Origin of the sequence: Micromonospora sp. AB353, assembly GCF_049538395.1 — a bacterium.
Classification (GTDB): Bacteria; Actinomycetota; Actinomycetes; order Mycobacteriales; family Micromonosporaceae; genus Micromonospora; species Micromonospora aurantiaca.
In genome coordinates this window covers 1-19,709 of the sequence record NZ_JBMVFV010000097.1, presented here as the reverse complement: position 1 = coordinate 19,709, position 19,709 = coordinate 1, and the positions used below count along the sequence as shown (strand labels likewise).

The 19,709-nt window shown below is 72.1% G+C and carries 17 protein-coding genes; 12 read left to right on the top strand and 5 right to left on the bottom strand.

Annotation, left to right across the window (positions count from 1 at the left end; all coding sequences use genetic code 11):
* Positions 1 to 331 precede the first annotated feature (331 nt).
* A complete protein-coding gene (locus ACPCK6_RS26455) occupies positions 332 to 778 on the bottom strand; it encodes a DUF5318 domain-containing protein (RefSeq protein ID WP_013289362.1) in 447 nt (148 codons plus the stop codon).
* A gap of 175 nt (positions 779 to 953) precedes the next feature.
* Here ACPCK6_RS26455 and ACPCK6_RS26450 point away from each other — a divergent pair, with 175 nt between their 5' ends.
* Positions 954 to 1,592 carry a PadR family transcriptional regulator gene (locus ACPCK6_RS26450; protein WP_120572535.1) on the top strand — a complete coding sequence of 213 codons (639 nt, stop codon included), beginning with the start codon at positions 954 to 956 and terminating at the stop codon, positions 1,590 to 1,592.
* 23 nt (positions 1,593 to 1,615) lie between these two features.
* A complete protein-coding gene (locus ACPCK6_RS26445; protein WP_013289364.1) occupies positions 1,616 to 2,695 on the top strand; it encodes an inositol-3-phosphate synthase in 1,080 nt (359 codons plus the stop codon).
* Between the two features lie 65 nt (positions 2,696 to 2,760).
* Here the strand turns inward: ACPCK6_RS26445 and ACPCK6_RS26440 are convergent, their stop codons facing one another.
* Positions 2,761 to 3,240, bottom strand: a complete 480-nt coding sequence (locus ACPCK6_RS26440; RefSeq protein WP_396881941.1) for a methylated-DNA--[protein]-cysteine S-methyltransferase — start codon at positions 3,238 to 3,240, stop codon at positions 2,761 to 2,763.
* 79 nt (positions 3,241 to 3,319) lie between these two features.
* Between ACPCK6_RS26440 and ACPCK6_RS26435 the strand changes: the two genes are divergently transcribed.
* Together ACPCK6_RS26435 and ACPCK6_RS26430 are read left to right on the top strand one after the other, a co-directional pair.
* Positions 3,320 to 3,862, top strand: coding sequence for an NfeD C-terminal domain-containing protein (locus ACPCK6_RS26435; protein WP_396881814.1), 543 nt, complete (start codon positions 3,320 to 3,322; stop codon positions 3,860 to 3,862).
* A gap of 25 nt (positions 3,863 to 3,887) precedes the next feature.
* A complete protein-coding gene (locus tag ACPCK6_RS26430; protein WP_282311925.1) occupies positions 3,888 to 5,396 on the top strand; it encodes a flotillin family protein in 1,509 nt (502 codons plus the stop codon).
* 57 nt (positions 5,397 to 5,453) lie between these two features.
* On the opposite strand, the gene ACPCK6_RS26425 is transcribed toward ACPCK6_RS26430, so the two are convergent.
* Positions 5,454 to 7,490, bottom strand: a complete 2,037-nt coding sequence (locus ACPCK6_RS26425) for a S8 family serine peptidase (RefSeq protein WP_423482526.1) — start codon at positions 7,488 to 7,490, stop codon at positions 5,454 to 5,456.
* 178 nt (positions 7,491 to 7,668) lie between these two features.
* A complete protein-coding gene (locus tag ACPCK6_RS26420; protein ID WP_318336208.1) occupies positions 7,669 to 9,129 on the bottom strand; it encodes a CCA tRNA nucleotidyltransferase in 1,461 nt (486 codons plus the stop codon).
* Between the two features lie 132 nt (positions 9,130 to 9,261).
* Between ACPCK6_RS26420 and murJ the strand changes: the two genes are divergently transcribed.
* The 7 genes from murJ to ACPCK6_RS26385 all read left to right on the top strand — a co-directional run bounded on the left by murJ (position 9,262) and on the right by ACPCK6_RS26385 (position 17,539).
* Positions 9,262 to 11,010: a murein biosynthesis integral membrane protein MurJ gene (murJ, locus tag ACPCK6_RS26415; RefSeq protein ID WP_396881812.1), complete on the top strand. Its 1,749-nt coding sequence runs from the start codon at positions 9,262 to 9,264 to the stop codon at positions 11,008 to 11,010.
* A gap of 409 nt (positions 11,011 to 11,419) precedes the next feature.
* Positions 11,420 to 13,030 carry a protein kinase family protein gene (locus tag ACPCK6_RS26410; RefSeq protein ID WP_396881811.1) on the top strand — a complete coding sequence of 537 codons (1,611 nt, stop codon included), beginning with the start codon at positions 11,420 to 11,422 and terminating at the stop codon, positions 13,028 to 13,030.
* A 43-nt stretch (positions 13,031 to 13,073) separates the two neighbouring features.
* On the top strand, positions 13,074 to 13,778 hold the full coding sequence (gene sigM / locus ACPCK6_RS26405; protein WP_396881809.1) for an RNA polymerase sigma factor SigM: 705 nt from the start codon (positions 13,074 to 13,076) through the stop codon (positions 13,776 to 13,778).
* A complete protein-coding gene (locus ACPCK6_RS26400) occupies positions 13,775 to 14,722 on the top strand; it encodes an RsmA family anti-sigma factor (RefSeq protein WP_423482525.1) in 948 nt (315 codons plus the stop codon). Before sigM ends, ACPCK6_RS26400 begins: the two co-directional genes overlap by 4 nt.
* 177 nt (positions 14,723 to 14,899) lie before the next feature.
* Positions 14,900 to 15,853 (top strand): thioredoxin-disulfide reductase, encoded by a 954-nt coding sequence (gene trxB, locus ACPCK6_RS26395; RefSeq protein ID WP_396881807.1) that lies wholly within the window; start codon positions 14,900 to 14,902, stop codon positions 15,851 to 15,853.
* Positions 15,854 to 15,891: 38 nt separating this feature from the next.
* Positions 15,892 to 16,215: a thioredoxin gene (trxA, locus tag ACPCK6_RS26390; RefSeq protein ID WP_318336214.1), complete on the top strand. Its 324-nt coding sequence runs from the start codon at positions 15,892 to 15,894 to the stop codon at positions 16,213 to 16,215.
* Between the two features lie 163 nt (positions 16,216 to 16,378).
* The gene (locus ACPCK6_RS26385) at positions 16,379 to 17,539 is read left to right on the top strand and encodes an N-acetylmuramoyl-L-alanine amidase (RefSeq protein ID WP_318336215.1); all 1,161 of its coding nucleotides are present in this window, start codon (positions 16,379 to 16,381) and stop codon (positions 17,537 to 17,539) included.
* Positions 17,540 to 17,547: 8 nt separating this feature from the next.
* On the opposite strand, the gene ACPCK6_RS26380 is transcribed toward ACPCK6_RS26385, so the two are convergent.
* Complete coding sequence (locus tag ACPCK6_RS26380) at positions 17,548 to 18,213, bottom strand: GNAT family N-acetyltransferase (protein ID WP_013289377.1); 666 nt, start codon at positions 18,211 to 18,213, stop codon at positions 17,548 to 17,550.
* 282 nt (positions 18,214 to 18,495) lie between these two features.
* On the opposite strand from ACPCK6_RS26380, the gene ACPCK6_RS26375 reads away from it, so the two are divergent.
* Positions 18,496 to 19,709, top strand: a 1,214-nt coding sequence (locus tag ACPCK6_RS26375) for an aminotransferase-like domain-containing protein (protein WP_423482524.1), incomplete at its 3' end; no start/stop codon positions are given.

Sequence of the window (19,709 nt, the reverse complement as noted above, 5' to 3'; positions counted from 1 at the left end):
GAGGCGCGCGCCGAGGCGCCGCCGTCCGCCGCGCCGGACCAACCGTTCCCGCCCCGGCTCCCTTCGGAACCGGGGTCGCCGTTCGGGCCCGGGATCTGGGCCCGCCCACGCGAAGAACTGGGATCGCCGTAGTTCATTCCTCACACCCTGCCGGTCGCGGTGGGGCGCGGGGGCGCCGCCACCGGGTTGCCGTGAGCTGGAACACGGGACGTTACCCGCCGGCGGTACCGGCGCGTGCCCGTCAAATCCGACCTATTCGGACCAATTACGCTTAAAGGCTGTCGCTTCTGCCACCCGGGGAATGGGCCGGCAGCGATCGGGACAGCCGCGTTCACCGTTGCGCCTCTCGCCTTCGCCGAGGGGTGGAGCCGTTGGCCGCGACCGACTCGTCCGCGTCCTCCGCCTCGCCCGCGAGACCGTCCCGGCCGAGCAGGAACTGCTCGACGAGATGGTTCCAGTCGCAGCCGGGGCAGACCTCCACCACGAACACCTGGAACTCACGCAGCGTCATGGCCAGGACGGGCAACTCGGCCCGGGTACGCGCCTGGCCGGCCGACTGCTTGAGTTCGTCCCCGTAAATGTAGTGGACGTGGATCAGGTTCTCGCTGCGGCAGATCGGGCAGCGGTGGTCCGTCGGCTCGCCGTGGAAACGGGCAGCGTTCTTCAGGTACGGCGAGGCGTCGCAGACGTCGTACGTGCCGATCCGCCCGGCGAGCAGTTCACGCAGCACAGCCCGCTTCTGAAGCGAGTAGTCGACGACCTGGCGCTGCGTACGCATGCGGGAAAGGGTACGCGCTCCGGCGAACCCAGGCGACCACGGTCACGATCCGTGATGATCGCGTCGCGTCAGCAGGGGTTTGCCCCACCCTCCCCTCTCCGCTAACGTGCGATGTATCGGTCCGATACATCGCGGTGGTTAGCACTCCGCGCAGGGGGAAAAGAAGGGATGGCCCGTGCTCGAGCTCGCCATCCTCGGCCTCCTGCAGGAGGCGCCCATGCACGGCTACGAGCTGCGCAAGGAGCTGACCGCCAAGCTCGGCGCCATCCGGGCGGCGATCAGCTACGGCTCTCTCTACCCGACCCTGCGCCGGCTGCAGGCGGCGGGATGGATCGCCGAAGCCGCCGAGACACCCGCGACCGCCGAGGAGGTTCCCGCGCTGACCAGCCGACGCGGTCGGGTGGTCTACACCATTACCGCGGAGGGCAAGGAACGCTTCGCCCAGCTCATAGCGCAGGCTGGACCCGAGACGTACGACGACACGGGCTTCGGCGTGCACTTCGCGTTCTTCGCCCGGACCGACCAGGCCACCCGGCTCCGGATCCTGGAAGGTCGTCGCCGCAAGATCGAGGAACGTCGCGAAGGTCTTCGTGACGTGCTCGGCCGGGCAGCCGAGCGCCTCGACGCGTACACCCTGGAACTGCAACGCCACGGGCTCGACGCCTGTGAGCGCGAGGTCCGCTGGCTGGAGGAGCTCATCGCCAACGAGCGCTCCGGCCGGGCCCCGGCCGACCCGCGACCCGGGACGGCCGGTGGCCGAGGAGACAACGACAGCCCGCCCACGCCTGGAACGTCCAGGACAGAGCGGCCGTGATGAAGAAGAAGGAGGCAGACGCTATGGGCTCCGTCCGCGTCGCCATCGTCGGTGTGGGTAACTGCGCCTCGTCCCTCGTACAGGGCGTGGAGTACTACCGGAACGCCGACCCGAACGACCGCGTCCCGGGTCTCATGCACGTCACCTTCGGCGACTACCACGTTTCCGACGTGAAGTTCGTCGCGGCGTTCGACGTGGACGCCAAGAAGGTGGGCATGGACCTCGCGGAGGCGATCGTCGCCAGCGAGAACAACACGATCAAGCTGTGCGACGTGCCGCCGACCGGCGTCACCGTGCAGCGCGGCCCGACCTTCGACGGTCTGGGCCAGTACTACCGCGAGATCGTCGAGGAGTCGGACGCCAAGCCGGTCGACGTGGCGCAGGCGCTGCGCGACGCGCAGGTCGACGTGGTCGTCTCCTACCTCCCGGTGGGCTCCGAGGAGGCCGACAAGTTCTACGCCCAGGCCGCGATCGACGCCGGCTGCGCGTTCGTGAACGCCCTGCCGGTGTTCATCGCCTCGGACCCGGAGTGGGCGAAGAAGTTCACCGACGCCGGCCTGCCGATCGTCGGCGACGACATCAAGAGCCAGGTCGGTGCCACCATCGTGCACCGCGCCCTGGCGAAGCTCTTCGAGGACCGCGGGGTCGAGCTGCTGCGCACGTACCAGCTCAACTTCGGCGGCAACATGGACTTCATGAACATGCTGGAGCGCAACCGCCTGGTCTCGAAGAAGATCTCGAAGACCCAGTCGGTGACCTCGCAGATCCCGCACGAGATGAGCAAGAGCGACGTGCACATCGGCCCGTCCGACCACGTGCCGTGGCTGGACGACCGCAAGTGGGCGTACATCCGCCTGGAGGGCCGCTCCTTCGGTGACACCCCGCTCAACGCGGAGCTGAAGCTCGAGGTGTGGGACTCGCCGAACTCGGCCGGTGTCATCATCGACGCCGTCCGCGCCGCGAAGATCGCGCTGGACCGGAAGATCGGTGGCCCGATCCTCTCCGCCTCCTCGTACTTCATGAAGTCCCCGCCGGAGCAGTACGCCGACCACGACGCGCACGCCGCCGTCGAGGCGTTCATCGCCGGCGAGATCGAGCGCTGACACGCTGACACGCAGAAGAAGGAAGGCCGGGTCCGCGCGGACCCGGCCTTCCTTCTTCGCGTACGTCAGGACCAGGCGCGCCGCAGCGCCACCGACGCCTCCAGCTCCAGCAGCGTCACCTTGCGCGGCAGCCCGCCGCCGAAGCCGACGAGCTTGCCGCCCGCGCCGACGATCCGGTGACAGGGCACGATCACCGGCACCGGATTGCGGTTGCAGGCCACCCCGACCGCCCGGGCTCCGCCGGGGTCACCGACCGCCTTCGCCACCTCGCCGTACGTCTTCGTCTCCCCGTACGGGATGCGGGTCATCTCCCGCCAGACGGCGCGCTCGAACTCCGAGCCGCGGGGCGCCGACACCGGCACGGTGAACTCGGTCAGCTCACCGGCGAAGTACGCCCGCAGCTCCGCCACCGCCAGCCGGGCCACCGCGTCGCCGGGTTCGTCCGACGCCCCGTCCACCCGGCCGAAGTGCGCGCCGCGCACCGCGTCGTCGTCGGTGCCGACGGAGAACTCCCCGATCGGGGAGTCGAGCACGGTCCAGCGCATGTCACCCATTGTCGCGCCCACGCCGACATTCTCCCCGACCGGCCCTGACCCGCCGCTGGACGTCCGCTGAACGAAGTCGATGTTGCACCGCGTCGATACCGTGCAGGTCATGGCCACCGGGACGCTCATCTTCCTGATCATCGGCGGGGTCGGTGTGGGCGTGCTGACGCTCGCCCTGCTCGGCTCGGGAGTGCTCCACGTCGGCCAGCCGGACGTCGACGGGCCGGTGTCGCTGGAGGCGGCCGCCGGGTTCACCGGGGCGTTCGGGTTCGGCGGCGCGATCGTCAACGAGCTGCTCGGGGGTCGTACCCCCGGAATGATCGCGGCGGCGGTGGCCGGCGGCGCGCTCGCCGCCGTGCCCACCGGCTGGCTGGCGGCCCGGCTGAGCCGCGCGGCCCGCAACATGCGCACCGACGCCACACCCACCCGCGACCACCTGGCCGGCGCGATCGGGCTGGTGGTGACGCCGATCCCCAGCGGCGGCTACGGCGAGGTGCGGGTACGCCTCGCCGGCCAGCCGGTGAAGCTCAACGCCCGCGCCGACGGGCCGATGCCGGTCGGCACCCGGATCTTCGTGGTCGAAGCCCTGAGCGAGACCAGCGTGCACGTCGAGACCTACTGACACCACCACACAGACGGGAACCCCCATGCCCCTGCTCGTCGCCATCGGCGGCGCGGTCCTCCTCGCCGTCGTCCTCGTCCTCTTCGTGTTGTCCCGGATCAAGGTGGCCGGGCCGAACCAGGCGTTCATCGTCACCGGCCGCAAGGGCCGCACCACCCAGACCGCCGACGGCGGCCGGGCCACCGACATGTCCGGGCAGAAGGTCGTGCTCGGCGCCTCGGTGTTCGTGCTGCCGGTGGTGCAGAAGCTTCAGTCGCTCGACCTGTCCAGCCGCCGGATCGACGTCAGCATCCGCGGCGCGGTGAGCAAGCAGGGCATCCGCACCGAGCTGCACGGCGTCGCGATCGTCAAGGTCGGCGGCACCGAGGACGCGATCCGCGCCGCCGCCCAGCGCTTCCTGAACCAGCAGGAGGAGATCGACAACTTCACCCGCGAGGTGCTGGCCGGCGCGCTCCGCTCGATCGTCGGGCGGCTCACCGTCGAGGAGATCATCCGGGACCGGGCGGCGTTCGCCAGCGCGGTCGCCGAGGAGGCCGAGCACTCGATGACCAACCAGGGCCTGGTGCTGGACACCTTCCAGCTCCAGGACATCCTGGCCGAGGGCTCCTACCTCCAGGACCTGGGGCGGCCGGAGGCGGCCCGGGTGCTCAAGGACGCGGCCATCGCCGAGGCACGGGCCCGCCAGCAGGCCGAGCAGGAGCGGCTGCTCGCCGAGGAGGCGATCGCCGAGGCGAACCGGAACCTGGCGCTCAAGCAGGCCGGCATCCAGGCCGAGATCGACGCGGCGAAGGCGAAGTCGGCAGCGGCCGGGCCGCTCGCGCAGGCCGAGCGGGACCAGGCGATCCTCTCCGAGCAGCAGAAGGTGGCCGAGCGCAACGCCGAACTGAAGCAGCGCCAGCTCGACACCGAGGTGCGCAAGCCGGCCGACGCCGCCCGGTACAAGGTGGAGCAGGAGGCCGAGGCGAACCGCAACGCGGCGGTGCTCAACGCCGACGCGCAGCGGCAGGCCACCATTGCTGCCGCGCAGGCCTCCGCCGAGCAGGCCCGCCTCACCGGTGAGGGCGAGCGGGCCCGCCGGGCCGCGCTGGCCGAGGCGAACGCGATCGAGGGCGCCAAGGAGGGTGAGGCCGAGCAGCGTCGCCGTTCCGCGATCGCCGAGGCGGTCGAGCGGGAGGGCCAGGCCGAGGCCGCGGCCATCCTCGCCAAGGGTCAGGCCGAGGCCGACGCGATGGCCCGCAAGGCCGAGGCGTTCGCCGCGTACGGCGAGGCGGCCGTGCTGGACCTGCTCGTCAAGGTGCTGCCCGAGGTCGTCGGCGCGGCCAGCGCCCCGATCGGCGCGATCGACAAGATGACGGTGATCTCCACCGACGGCGCGTCGTCGCTGACCAAGTCGGTGGCCGGGAACGTCGCCCAGGGCCTCCAGCTCGGCAGCGACCTGACCGGCATCGACCTGGCCGGCCTGCTGGCGCGGCTGGGCAGCAGCGCCCAGCACAACGGCAAGACCACAGTGGACGGCAGCACGGTCACCCCGTGACGACGACGCCCGCCGGCTCCCCGAGGGGAACCGGCGGGCGTCGTGCGGTGGTACGGGTCAGAGCACGGCGACGACGAACTTCTCGCCGGCGCCCAGGCCGAGGGTCGGGCTGTTCCAGTCGATGGTCCGGCTGGCGATGAGCTGGCTGGTGCCGGCGCTGCCGGCGGTGACCGCCTTCTCGTTGATGTTCGCGTACAGGTAGACCGAGCCGTCGGCGTTGTAGTCGAGGAACGACATCCCCTCCCACGCGCCGATCGAGGCGCCCCGGGCGATCAGCGGTTTCGCCCCGGCGCTCTCCGCCGTGACGAACTTGCCGTTGATCTGGGCCTTCAGGCCGAAGGTGCCGTAGCCGTCACCGACGTTGACCAGCTCGTACTTCTCCCAGGCGCCGACGGTCGCCGAGCGGGCGATCAGCGGCTTCGCCCCGGCGCTCTCCGCCGTCACGAACTTGCCACTGGCCACCGACTTGATGCTCACGAGGGGCGCCGGGGCGTCGAAGTCGAACTTCTCGGCGGTGCCGATCGCGGTCTTGCTGGCGATCAGCGGGGAGGTGGCGCTCGGCGCGGTGACGTACTTGCCGTTGATCGCCGCCTTCAGGCTGATCGTGCCGTCGGTGTTGTCGACGATCTGGAACTTCTCCCACGCGCCGATGGTGGCCGAGCGGGCGATCAGCGGCTTCGCCCCGGCGCTCTCCGCCGTGACGAACTTGTTCGTGACCCGCGCCCGCAGGCCGAACAGCCCTCCGCCGGCGTCGACCACGTCGTACTTCTCCCAGGCGCCGATGGCCGTGCCCCGGGCGATCAGCGGCTTCGTGCCGGCGCTCTCCGCGGTGACGTAGCGGCCGTTGACCCGGGCCTTGAGCCCGTACGAGCCGCGGGCCGTCGCGGCCGAGCCGATGTGCAGCATCCGGTCGGTGGAGCCCATGATGTCGTGCACCGCGCCGCCGATGCCGGTGGTCACGACCGAGTCGCGCACCTGCTGCGGCGACCAGCCCGGGTGCTCCTCCAGCAGCAGCGCGGCGGCGCCCGCCACGTGCGGGGAGGCCATCGAGGTGCCGCTCATCGAGTCCGTGCCGGCGCTGGTGCCGGCCTTGGCCGAGACGATGCCGGTGCCGGGGGCGAACAGGTCCAGGCAGCGGCCGTAGTTCGAGAACCAGGCGCGCATGTCGACCCGGTCGGTGGCGCCGACGGTGATGGCGGCGGGCACGCTCGCCGGCGAGGAGCCGCAGGCGTCCTGCATGCTGTTGCCGGCCGCGACGGCGTAGGTGATGCCGGACGCGATCGAGCGGGTGACCGCGTCGTTGACGGCCTGGTCGACGCGGTCGACGCCGAGGCTCATGTTGGCGACGGACGGCCCGGTGGCGTTGGCGGTGACCCACTCGATGCCGGCGATCACCTGCTCGGTGTCGCCGCTGCCGGAGCAGTCGAGAACCCGGACGGCGACCAGGTCGACGGCCTTGGCGACGCCGTACGTCGTACCGCCGATCGTGCCCGCCACGTGCGTGCCGTGCCCGTCGCAGTCCTGCGCGACGTCGTCCTGCTCGACCGCGTCGTAGCCGTTGCGGGCGCGCCCGCCGAAGTCCTGGTGGTCGATGTCGATGCCGGTGTCGATCACGTACGCGGTCACCCCGGCGCCGGTCGACGGGTAGGTGTACTTGCCGTCGGTCCGGGTCTTGAGCTGGTCGATGCGGTCCAGGCCCCACGGCGGGGTGGTCTGGGTGCCGGCGGTGCTCCACCGCTGGACCTGCTGGACGTACTCGACGTCCGGGTCGGCGGCGAGCCGCGCGGCCTGCCGGGCGTCCATGGTGGCCGAGTAGCCGTTCAGCGCCTTGCCGAAGACCCGGCGGACGGTGCCGCCGTGCTCGCCGGCCAGCGCGGACGCGGCGGACTTCACCTTGGCCGGGGTGGTCTTGCCCTTCTTGAGGACCACGATGTAGCGGCCGGGCACCGCCTCGGCCGTGCCGGCGCCACGAACCGGCGGTCGCTTCGGGTCGGCGAGGGCCGGCCCGGCGACTGTGGCGCAGAGGATGGAGGTGGCGCTGGTGAGGGCCAGCCCCACGAGCGCGGAGCGGCGCAGGCCGCCGTGACGTGTCACGAATTGACTCCCCGTGTCCAGCGACCGTCCGGAGCGGACGGGCGGATGAGATCAGCACAGCCGCATCTGTCGATCCGGCGGCTGCCGATGCTCATCATGCGGGAGACATCGACCGGAACGGGTCAACCGTTCGGTCGACACGCCGCCGTATCGTCGTCAGATCCCGGACGCCGAGCGCTCAGCCGGTGATGCCCTCGTCGCGCGCCCAGCGCAGCAGCTCCGCCTCGGCCTCGTCGCGGTCCAGCGGCCCGCGCTCCAGGCGCAGCTCCTTGAGGTGCTGCCAGGCCCGGCCGACCACCGGCCCGGGCGGTACGCCGAGCAGCTCCATGATCGCGTTGCCGTCCAGGTCGGGACGGACCCGGGCCAGGTCCTCCTCGGCGGCGATCCGGGCGATCCGCTCCTCCAGCGCGTCGTAGTCGGCCGCGAGCTGGGCCGCCTTGCGCCGGTTGCGGGTGGTGCAGTCGGAGCGGGTCAGCTTGTGCAGCCGGGACAACAGGTCGCCGGCGTCGGTGACGTACCGGCGCACCGCCGAGTCGGTCCACTCGCCCCGGCCGTACCCGTAGAAGCGCAGGTGCAGCCCGACCAGCTTGACCACCTGGGAGGTGATCTCCTTGGAGTAGCGCATCGCCTTCATCCGGTTCTTGGTCAGCCGGGCGCCGACCACCTCGTGGTGGTGGAAGCTGACCCGGCCGTCCGCGCCGACCGCCTTGGTGGCCGGCTTGCCGACGTCGTGCATGAGCGCGGCCATCCGCAGCACGAAGTCGCAGCCGTCGGACTCCAGCGACATGGCGTTGCTGACCACTGTGAGCGTGTGCTCGTAGACGTCCTTGTGCTGGGCGTGCTCGTCGATGGTGAGCTTCAGGCCGGTCAGCTCGGGCAGGAAGCGCTCGGCCAGGCCGGTGTCGACGAGCAGGCGCAGCCCGGTGATCGGGTCGGCGCCGCAGAGCAGCTTGGTGAACTCGTCCCGGATCCGCTCGGCGGTGATCCGGTCCAGGTCGCCGGCCATCTCGGTCATCGCGGCCCGGACGTCCGGGTGGACGGCGAAGCGGAGCTGGGCGGCGAACCGGGCCGCGCGCAGCATCCGCAGCGGGTCGTCGCGGAACGACTCCTGCGGCGTTCCAGGGGTACGGATGATCTTGGCAGCCAGGTCGGCCAGCCCGCCGTACGGGTCGGTGAACCGGTGGTCGGGCAGGCTGACCGCCATCGCGTTGACGGTGAAGTCGCGGCGCTTGAGATCCTCGGTCAGGCTCGTGCCGTACTGCACCACCGGGTTGCGGCTGACCTGGTCGTAGACCTCCGCCCGGAACGTGGTGATCTCCAGGTTGAGGCCGTCGCGCTGGCAGGCGATGGTGCCGAACTCGCGTCCGGTCTCCCAGATCGACTCGGCCCAGCCGCGGATGACCTTGATGGTCTCGTCCGGGTGGGCGTCGGTGCAGAAGTCGAGGTCGTTGCCGAGCCGCCCGAGCAGCGCGTCGCGGACGGATCCGCCCACCAGGTGCAGTTCGTGACCGGCCCGGGCGAAGCGCCGGCCCAGCTCGTCAGCGACCGGTGAGACTCGGAGCAGTTCGGCGACGGCGTTGCGCTGCGCGGCGGTCAGTTCGCGGCGGTCGGCGGCGTGGGAGGCGGAGGCTTCGGACATCGGATCGCCAGCCTATCGGGCCGGAGGTGGATCGACCGCGCCGGGCGCGGGTAACGGGTCCGGGTTGACTAAGGTTCCGGTTGGGCGGGGCCGGCCGGGCCCGATCACCACGTACCCCCTGGAGGCTGGCAGATGAGCGGCGGGCTCTACCGCAGCGCGAACGCGCACGGCGACGGCCTGCCGCCGGACGACGGCGCCACCTTCATCTCCGCCGAGCCGCTGAACCAGCCCGGCGTCGAGGCCGTCGCACCGCCGCAGGAGGTGGTCGCCGAGACCAGCGCCGCGGCGAACAGCGCGGTGATGGCGATCGGCAGCCTGGTGAGCCGGGGTACGGGGTTCATCCGCAACCTGATGATCGGCGCCGCGCTCGGCACCATGGTCGGCGACGCGTTCACCACCGCCCAGTTCCTGCCCAACCAGGTGTACGAGTTCCTGCTCGGCGGCGTGCTGACGAGCGTCCTGGTGCCGGTGCTGGTGCGCCGCCGCAAGATCGATGCGGACCGGGGCGAGGCGTACGCGCAGCGCCTGCTGACCCTCGCGGTGCTGGCGCTCGCCGCGACCGCGCTGATCGCGGTGCTGCTGGCCCCGGTGCTGACCGCCGTGTACGCGGCCGGTGGCGACGATCCGGCGTACACCACGCTCGTCACCCGGCTGTCGTACCTGATGCTGCCGATGCTGTTCTTCACCGGCATCAGCGCCCTGATCGCCGCGGTGCTGAACACCAGGGGGCACTTCGCCGCCCCGATGTGGGCGCCGATCCTCAACAACCTCGTCTCGATCGGCACGTTCGGCCTGTACATCGTCGTCTTCGGCGCGACCGGCCTCCGGCCCGAGGAGGTGGGCTGGGACCGGATCCTGCTGGTCGGCGGCGGCACGCTGCTGGGCGTGGCGGTGCAGGCGGTCGGCCTGCTGCCCGCGCTGCGCAAGGTCGGCTTCCGGTGGAAGGCGCGGTTCGACTTCCGCGAGCTGGGGCTGCGCGAGCTGGCCCGGCTCGGCGCCTGGATGTTCTGCTACGTCGCGGTCAACCAGCTCGGCCTCTTCGTGGTGGTCAACCTGCTCAACCGGGCCACCGGCGGGGACGGCGAGAACGCCGGCCTGCTGATCTACAACAACGTGTTCCTGCTGCTGATGATGGCGCACGGCATCATCGCGGTCTCGATCATCACCGCGCTGATGCCCCGGATGAGCGCGGCGGCGGCCGAGAACCGGTTCCGCGACGTCACCGCCGACCTGTCCCGGGGCACCCGGATGGTCACCGCGGTGCTCGCGCCCATCGCGGTCTGCTACGCGGTGCTGGCCGCGCCGATCTCGGTGGTGGTGTTCCGGTACGGCGCGTTCACCGGCGACAACGCGGTGGCCACCTCGACCGTGCTGCTGGTGGCGGCGCTCGGGCTGGTGCCGTTCGCGGTGAGCCAGCTCTTCACCTTCGCGTTCTACGCGCTGCCGGACACCCGTACCCCGGCTCTGATCAACATCCCGGTGGTGGCGCTGCGCGTGCTGCTCCAGGTGGGCCTGTTCCTGCTCTTCTCGAACACGTTCGCGGCGGCCGGGATGATGCTCGGCAACGCGGTGTCGTACCTGGCGGCGGCGATCATCTCGGCGATGCTGCTGCGGCCCCGGGTGGGCCGGATCGGGCTGGGCGGGATCATGCGGACGCTCGGCCGGGTGGTCGTGGCGGCGCTCGGCGCGGCGGTCGTCGGCCTGCTCGTGGTCGCGGTGCTCCCCGGCGACCCGGAGAGCCTGAGCTGGCTCGCCGCGGCGGTCCAGTTGGTGATCGGCGGCGCGGCGATCGGCGCGACCTACCTCGGGCTCGCCATGGTGCTGCGGATCGGCGAGATCACCGAGGTGGTCGGGATGGTCCGGCGGCGCCTCGGGCGTTGACCCCCTCGGTGACCGACGGTGAACGAGGATCACCAGGCTGGGGATACGGCTGTGGATAACTTGGAATTCCGCCGTCCAATGGTCCTCTCGGCCTGTGGACAACCAACCGTACGGACGAGGGAGCGCAGGCCGGGGCGGGGAAAACCTCCCGGCCGCCGCACCGGTACGCCCCTGTGCCGCCTCCTTGCCGTCAACCTCTAGATTGGCGGTGCGTGTCCGGCTCGCCTGCCGGGTGGGCGGGCGACCCGGTCGGGGCCCGCGGCGACTGGCCTTCCGGCCGGTCACAGCGGGAAGATGACATGTCGGAGAACCGGGCATCCCGGGTAAGGTCGCTCTCGACGGGTACGACCGGGATCGACGCGGGTGTCGACACCGCGGCCGTTCCACCGAAGGCAGAGCGGGAAGCCACATGCCCAGCAGCACGGGTCCATCGATCGACGCGATCACCGAGGGAGGACGGGTGACCCAGGTCGGCGAGGGTCAGGAAGCGGAGGAGACCTCTCCTGCGGTCGTGACCTTCGGTGCTCCCACGGTCGGTGAGCTGCTCGCGGAGCGGTACGAACTGGTCGAGCACATCAACAACGACAGCGCGGGCCGGTTGGTCTGGCGCGGTGTCGACGTGGTGCTCCGCCGTCCCGTCGCCGTGGTCCTCCGCTACCCGGGTGGCGACTCCGCCACCGAGATGCTCCAGGCCGCGGTCGCCGCGAGCCGCGTCATCCACCCCAACCTGGTCGGCGTCTACGACGCGATCGACGAGGACGACCGGGCCTACGTGGTCCGCGAGTGGGTCGACGGGCAGTCGCTGCGCGAGATGGTCGCCGCCGACGGGCCGCTGGACCCGGCCCGGGCCACCGCGATCGGCAACGCCGTCGCCAGCGCCCTCGCCGCCGTGCACGCCACCGGCATGGTGCACGGCAACCTCCACCCCGGCACCGTCATGATCAGTGACGACGGCCGGGTGGTGCTCGCCGACGCGCGTACCGACGGGGCGGACAGCCAGGAGAACGACCTGCGCGCGGTCGGCGGGGTGCTCTACTTCGCCCTGACCGGGCACTGGCCGCACGGCGAGGCCCCGCTGCACGGCGCCACCGCCGGGCACGGCCGCGCCGCCCTGCCGGACGCCGTCCGGGACGCCGGCGGCGCCATCGCCGCGCCCCGGCAGATGCGCGCCGGGGTGCCGGCCTACCTCGACGACCTGACCATGGACCTGCTCGACCCGGAGATCCCCCCGCCGTCGTCGGACGTGCTGGCCGCCGAGCTGAGCCGGCTCGACATCCCGGCCGACGAGCAGTTCCTGGAGCAGGCCGGCCCGCTGCGCTTCACCGCCGACCCCGGCGAGGAGCCCTCCCCGCTGGCCGCGGCCGGTGGCCGCAAGGTCGCCATCGGCATCGCCGGCCTGCTGGCGGTCGCCCTGGTCGGGCTGCTCATCGGCATCAACGCACTCGGTGGCGGCGACGACGGCGACAAGGAGCCGGTCGCGCAGCCGTCGAACAGCGCGCCGGCCACCGGGGGTGGCGCCGAGCCCGCCGCGCAGGTCCGCAAGCTCACCATCCAGGACGTACGGATCATCGACCCGGACGGCGACCGCGCCGAGGTGCGCAACGCCGAGAAGGTGATCGACGGGAACGACGACGAGGGCTGGGAGACCAACAGCTACCGCAACAACGGTAAGTTCGGCGGGATCAAGAAGGGCATGGGTGTCTGGATCGACCTGGGCGCCCCGCACTCGGTCAAGCAGCTGGAGGCCACGCTCTCGGCCACCGGCGCCACCGTCGAGCTGCGCACCGGCACCCGCGGCGACTTCCCGTCCAGCTCCTCCGGCGACAAGCAGCTCGTCAACGCCTACTCGACGCTGATCGGGCCGGCGAACGAGGACGGCGGCACCAAGATGATCTTCAACGCCTTCGAGCCGGACCAGAAGTACCAGTACCTGCTGTTCTGGATCACCAAGTTGCCGGAGAAGGAGAGCGGCAGCGGCTGGAAGCTCGGCGTCCAGGAGATCGTGGTCCAGGGCTCGTGACCCGGCCGCCGTCCCCGCCGCGCCACCTCCACCGGACGTGGTGATGACGGAACGCGACGGCGTGCCACCCGGCCGCTCCGACCTGGAGCTGCTGCGGGCGCACGCGGCCGGCGACCGGGACGCCTTCACCGAACTGTTCCAACGCCACCGGGACCGCCTCTGGGCGGTCGCGCTACGGACGATCGGCGACCGCGAGGAGGCCGCCGACGCCCTCCAGGACGCCATGCTGTCGGCGCACCGCGCCGCAGCCCGGTTCCGGGGCGACTCGGCGGTCACCACCTGGCTGCACCGCATCGTGGTCAACGCCTGCCTGGACCGGATCCGGCGGCGGCAGACCCACGCCACCGTCCCGCTGCCGGACGGCGTGCACACCGACGGCGAGCCCGGCCGGCACACCGGCGGTCCGGAACCGGCCGCGCCGGTCCGCGACCACGACACCGCGCTTGTGGTCCGGCAGGCGCTCGCGGCACTGCCCGCCGAGCAGCGGGCCGCGCTGGTCCTCGTCGACGTGCAGGGCTACCCGGTGGCCGAGGTCGCCGCCATGCTCGGCGTCGCCGAGGGGACTGTCAAGAGCCGGTGCGCCAGAGGCCGGGCCCGCCTCGCCGTCCTGCTCGGGCACCTGCGGACCGGCACCGACACACCGGCCGAGGACGTGCCGCGGCTCACCTCCGGGAACCGCAGGCGCCCCGAGGGCGTCGGATCCTCGTCGGGAGCGTCCCGGCAGGCTGTCAGCCAGGAGGAGCCGTGACTTCCCGGGAGTTCAGCGAGGTCGACCACGACCTGCTCGCCGACTACCTCGGCGGGGCGCTGGACGGCACCCCCGAGCAGGCGACAGTGGCCCGACTGGTCCAGCAGAACCCGGCGTGGCGCGCCGCGTACGCGAATCTCGCCGACGCGGTCGATCTGGTCGGCGCGGACCTGGCCGGTTGGGCCGCCGCCCCGGCGCCGGAGATGCCGCAGGCCGTGGCCGACCGGATCACCGCGGCGCTCGCCGGGGCCGGTCCCGCGCTGCGCGACGGTACGCCGCTCGTGCCGGCGCAGCCCGGCGGCGCGAGTCGGCCACCCGGCACGGCGCCCCGTCCCGACCGGCACAGCGGCCCCGGTCGTCGCCCCCGGCGCTGGGCTCGCATCGCCGGACCGGTGGCGCTGGCCGCGGCCTCGGTCGCCGCGGTGGGCCTCGGTGTGGGCCGGATGGCCGACTCCGGCGACGGCGGCGTCAGCACCGCCGACCGGGCGGGCGGGGAGGCGGCACCGATGGCCGCCGCGCCGTACCGGACCACCGGACCGGCGGTGCGCAGCGGCACCGACTGGACTCCGGAGCGCCTCGCCGCGGGCGGGGCGCTCGCCCGAACGGAGTCGAGCCGGGGAGACATGGCCGGACCGTCCGGCGCGGCGAAGGACGGCGCGGAGACGCCCCTGTCCACCGAGAAGTACCGCGTCGGCGCGCTCGGCGGGCTGGACCGGCTGACCCGGCCGGAGACGCTCGCCGCGTGCCTCACCGCGATCGGGGCCGAGCACGGCGGCGTGCCGCTCACCTTGAACATGGTCGACTACGCCCGCTTCCAGGGCGTACCGGCGCTCGTGGTGACGTTCGCGGACGCCGGCGGCGCCCGCTGGGGCTGGGTGAGCGGGCCGGAGTGCGGGGTACCCGGGTCCGGCGCGGACACGCGGTTCCGGACGCGGGTAGGGTGAAAACGCGGTCCCGACGCTTGTCCCGCCACGTGACCTGACCCACCGGATGACCGGCTCGGGAATCCCCGCTTCGTACGATGGCGTTCTGCAAGTCAGGCGCCGGCGTCCCTAGAGCCGTCGGCACTCGGGATCGACATCGGTGCGGCCGGTGACGAACACACACATCGGGAGACGGCAGTGGACGAGGTCCGCAACCTGATCATCATCGGCTCCGGTCCGGCCGGCTACACGGCGGCGGTCTACGCCGCCCGCGCCAACCTGAAGCCCCTGGTGATCGAGGGCGTGCAGTCGGGTGGCGCGCTGATGACCACCACCGAGGTGGAGAACTTCCCCGGCTTCGCCGACGGCATTCTCGGCCCCGAGCTGATGGACAACATGCGCAAGCAGGCCGAGCGCTTCGGCGCCGAGTTCCTCACCGACGACGTGACGCGGGTCGAGCTGAAGGACACCGGCGAGATCGGCTCCGACGCGGTGAGCACCGTGTGGGTGGGCGAGACCGCGTACCGCGCCCGCGCCGTCATCCTCTCCACCGGCTCGGCCTGGCGTCCGCTGGGTGTGCCGGGCGAGCAGGAATACCTCGGCCACGGCGTGTCGTCCTGTGCCACCTGTGACGGCTTCTTCTTCCGCAACCAGCACATCGTGGTGGTCGGCGGCGGCGACTCGGCGATGGAGGAGGCGAGCTTCCTCACCCGTTTCGCCGAGTCGGTGACGATCCTCCACCGCCGCGACTCGTTCCGCGCCAGCAAGATCATGGCGGACCGGGCGCTGAGCAACGAGAAGATCAAGGTCGAGTGGAACACAGTGGTCGAGGAGATCCTCGGCGACGACGGCAAGGTGAGCGGCGTACGGGTGCGCAACGTGCACACCGGCGAGAGCAAGGTGCTCGACGTCACGGGCGTGTTCGTGGCGATCGGGCACGACCCGCGCAGCGAGCTGTTCCGCGGTCAGGTGGAGCTGGACGACGAGGGGTACGTGAAGGTGGAGGCCCCCAGCACCCGTACCAGCGTGCCCGGTGTGTTCGCGGCGGGTGACCTCGTCGACCACACCTACCGGCAGGCCATCACGGCGGCCGGCACCGGCTGCGCCGCCGCGCTGGACGCCGAGCGGTTCATCGCCACCATCCAGGGCTGAGAGTTCCACGAGCAAGGTTCGGAGGAGGAGAGTTCATAGTGGGAGCAACCAAGGCGGTCACGGACGCCAGCTTCGTCAGTGACGTGCTGCAGTCCGACAAGCCGGTTCTGGTCGACTTCTGGGCGGAGTGGTGCGGCCCCTGCCGCAAGGTCTCGCCGCTGCTGGAGGAGATCGCGGGCGAGATGAAGGACCAGGTCACCATCGTCAAGCTCAACATCGACGAGAACCCGGAGACGGCGCGCGCCTACCGGATCATGTCGGTGCCGACGCTGACCATCTTCAAGAACGGCCAGCCGGTGCAGTCGATCGCCGGCGCCAAGCCGAAGGGCGAGCTGGTCAAGCTCATCGAGTCGGCGCTCTGAGCCGTACCGACACCGCCGGAACCCCCGTCACCACCCCCGGTTGGCGGGGGTTCCGGCTTTCCTGACCTGCATGAACGCGAACCCGTCGGGTATCGGCCACGGTACGCTCCGTAAGCATCCGTCGGAGTTCCGGTCCGCCAACGTCCGTGCAGAGGGGGTCGTCGTGCGTCCGATCCGACCCGGTGACCAGGGACCGGCGGTGGCCGAGATCCGTACCGTCCTCGCCGGCCTGGAGCTTCTCCCCGCCGAGGCCGCGGGTGACGACTACGACGCCCAGACCGAACGCGCGGTACGGGCCTTCCAGCAGTCCCGCGGCCTCAGCGTCGACGGCCGGGTCGGCGCCGAGACGTGGCGGGCGCTCGACGCGGCCCGCTGGCGGTTCGGCGCCCGTGCGCTCTACCACGCCGTACCCGAGCCGCTGACCGGCGAGGACGTCCGCTCGCTCCAGGAACGCCTCCTGGAGATGGGGTACGACGTGGGCCGCGCGGACGCCATCTACGGCATCCGCACCTCCCGCGCGGTGGCGCAGTTCCAGCGGGAGATGGGCCTGAAACCGGACGGCTCGTGCGGGCCGCACACCGTCAACGCGCTGCGCCGCCTCGGCCGCAAGGTGGTCGGCGGGCGCCCGCAGTGGCTGCGCGAGTCCGACGCCATCCGGCAGGCCGGTCCGACGCTCGTCGGGCGGACCGTGGTGATCGACCCGGGGCACGGCGGCACCGACCCGGGCGTGGTGGTGCCCGACGGCACGCTGCGCTGGACCGAGGCGGACCTCGTGCACGACCTCGCCAGCCGGCTGGAGGGGCGGCTCGCCGCCGCGGGCGTACGGGTGCAGCTCACCCGGGGCCCGTCGCCCGGCGCGTGCCTGCCGGACGCGGACCGGGCCCAGCTCGCCAACTCCCTCGGTGCCGACGTGTTCATCTCCCTGCACACCGACGGGCACGCCAACCCGGAGGCCGAGGGGGTGGCGACCTACCACTACGGCACCGACAACGGCGTCACGTCGGCGACCGGCGAGCGGCTGGCCGGGCTCGTGCAGCGGGAGATCGTGGCCCGTACCGGGCTGCGCGACTGCCGTACCCACGCCAAGGCCTGGGAGCTGCTCCGGCTCACCCGGATGCCCGCGGTACGCGTCGAGGTCGGCTACCTCACCTCACCGGACGACAGGGGGCGGCTCGTCGACCCGCGTTTCCGGGACCGGGTGGTCGAGGCCATCGTGGCCGGCGTGCAGCGGATGTACCTGCCGATCGAGCGGGACGTGCCGACCGGTTCGATCGACGTGAGCGAACTGCGGGCGATCGTGGCCGCCGGCACCGTGGTCGACTGAGCCGCGGCTCAGCTCGTCGAGCGGGTGGCGGGCGCCGGGCGGACCGGCCGCAGCAGCGTCTCCGGGCTCATCGAGCCGAGCAGCTTCTCCAGCGCGTACTCCACGTCCGACTTCCAGCTCAGCGCCGTCCGCAACTCCAGCCGCAGCCGGGGATAGCGCGGGTGCGGCCGGACCGTCTTGAAGCCCACCGAGAGGAAGAAGTCGGCGGGCGCCACGCAGGCGCGCGCCGGGTCGTCCGCGTCGTCGCCGAACTTCGCGTCGCCGAACGCCTCGATCGCCTTGATGCCGCGCTTGGTCAGGTCGCGGGCCACGCCCTGCACCAGCATCCGGCCCAGGCCGCCGTCGGCGAAGGCGGGCACCACGTGCGCCGTCATCAGCAGCGCCGCGTCCGCCGAGACCGGCGAGGTGGGAAACGCCATCGAACGCGGGACGTACGCCGGCGGGGCGTACATGACAAAACCGGCCGGCATGCCGTCGACGTAGACGAGCTTGCCGCAGGAACCCCACTCCAGCAGCGTCTGGGAGACCCACGCCTCCTTCTCCAGGCCCGGGTCACCGGCCGCGCAGGCCCGTTCCGCAGAGACCGGATCCAGCTCCCAGTAGACGCAGCTCCGGCAGGATCGAGGCAGGTCCTCCAGCGTGTCCAGGGTCAGGCTGACCAGACGTCGCGACATGAGCGCACCCCACCACTAGGCTCGGAGCGCCGGTGAGTCCCGCGCCCTCCTGCTCCCGACGAGCGATCGTACGCCCCTGTCCGGCGGTACGGGAGGGAACGCGCGAACCCCCGCCCGGACGGCCGACGGCGGGTCCGGGATGTGGACGTGTCCACACGGCCGGTGCCGCGACCGTCACCGGGGACTACGATCGACCAACCGGCCCCCGCCGCCAATGGATGTCGGCATCGCGGGTACCACACCGGGCGGCAGCCCCGCCGACACCCGATCGAGGTGATGTCCATGACCGGCACGACGCTCGACGACTACACCGACCGGTACGCCCGGCGCGTCCGCGGGATGACCGCCTCGGAGATCCGGGCACTCTTCGCGGTGGCCAACCGGCCGGAGGTCGTCTCGCTCGCCGGCGGGGCCCCCTACATCGCGGCGCTGCCGCTCGACGCGGTGGGCGAGATGCTCGGCCGGCTCGGCTCCGAGCACGGCGCCACCACCCTCCAGTACGGCGTCGGCCAGGGTGCCCCCGAGCTGCGCGAGCGGATCTGCGAGGTGATGTCCCTGTCCGGGATCGACGCCTCCTGCGGCGCCTCACCGGAGGACGTGGTGGTCACGGTCGGCGGCCAGCAGGCCCTCGACCTGGTGGCCCGCCTCTTCCTGGACCCGGGTGACGTGGTGCTCGCCGAGGGCCCGACCTACGTCGGCGCGCTCGGGGTGTTCCAGGCCGCCCAGGCCCAGGTCGCCCACGTGCCGATGGACGACGAAGGGCTCATCCCGGAGGCGCTGGAGGTGGCGATCGCCGACCTGGCCCGGGCGGGCCGCCGGGTGAAGTTCCTCTACACGATCCCCACCTACCAGAACCCCGCCGGCGTGACGCTGAGCGAGGAGCGGCGCGAGCGGGTGCTCGACATCTGCGAGCGCGCCGGGCTGCTCGTGGTGGAGGACGACCCGTACGGTCAGCTCGGTTTCGAGGGCGAGGCGCCCCGGCCGCTGCGGGCCCGGCGGCGCGACGGGGTCTTCTACCTGAGCACGTTCTCCAAGACGTTCGCGCCGGGCCTGCGGGTGGGCTGGATCCTCGCCCCGCACGCGGTCCGCGACAAGCTGGTCATCGCCAGCGAGGCGCAGATCCTCTGCCCGAGCGCCTACGCGCAGTCGGCCGTCTCGACGTATCTCGGCACCATGCCCTGGCGGCAGCAGCTCAAGGTCTACCGCGAGATCTACCGCGAGCGCCGGGACGCGCTGCTCGACGCGATGGCCGACCTGATGCCCGAGGGCACCACCTGGACCACGCCGCAGGGCGGCCTGTTCGTCTGGGCGACGCTGCCCGACGGGCTCGACTCCAAGGCGATGATGCCGCGCGCAGTGGCCGCCCGCGTCGCGTACGTGCCGGGGACCGGCTTCTACGCCGACGGGACCGGCGCCGGGAACATGCGGCTGAACTTCTCCTTCCCCACGCCGGAGCGGATCCGCGAGGGCGTCCGCCGGCTGGCCGGGGTGATGGA

Excerpts from the sequence above, each read along its gene's own strand:
- murJ (WP_396881812.1), top strand. The coding sequence starts at position 9,262 with ATGAGCGGCGGGCTCTACCGCAGCGCGAACGCGCACGGCGACGGCCTG.
- ACPCK6_RS26440 (WP_396881941.1), bottom strand. The coding sequence starts at position 3,240 with ATGCGCTGGACCGTGCTCGACTCCCCGATCGGGGAGTTCTCCGTCGGC.
- ACPCK6_RS26430 (WP_282311925.1), top strand. The coding sequence starts at position 3,888 with ATGCCCCTGCTCGTCGCCATCGGCGGCGCGGTCCTCCTCGCCGTCGTC.
- ACPCK6_RS26380 (WP_013289377.1), bottom strand. The coding sequence starts at position 18,213 with ATGTCGCGACGTCTGGTCAGCCTGACCCTGGACACGCTGGAGGACCTG.
- ACPCK6_RS26445 (WP_013289364.1), top strand. The coding sequence starts at position 1,616 with ATGGGCTCCGTCCGCGTCGCCATCGTCGGTGTGGGTAACTGCGCCTCG.
- ACPCK6_RS26420 (WP_318336208.1), bottom strand. The coding sequence starts at position 9,129 with ATGTCCGAAGCCTCCGCCTCCCACGCCGCCGACCGCCGCGAACTGACC.
- ACPCK6_RS26435 (WP_396881814.1), top strand. The coding sequence starts at position 3,320 with ATGTTGCACCGCGTCGATACCGTGCAGGTCATGGCCACCGGGACGCTC.
- sigM (WP_396881809.1), top strand. The coding sequence starts at position 13,074 with ATGACGGAACGCGACGGCGTGCCACCCGGCCGCTCCGACCTGGAGCTG.
- ACPCK6_RS26410 (WP_396881811.1), top strand. The coding sequence starts at position 11,420 with ATGCCCAGCAGCACGGGTCCATCGATCGACGCGATCACCGAGGGAGGA.
- ACPCK6_RS26455 (WP_013289362.1), bottom strand. The coding sequence starts at position 778 with ATGCGTACGCAGCGCCAGGTCGTCGACTACTCGCTTCAGAAGCGGGCT.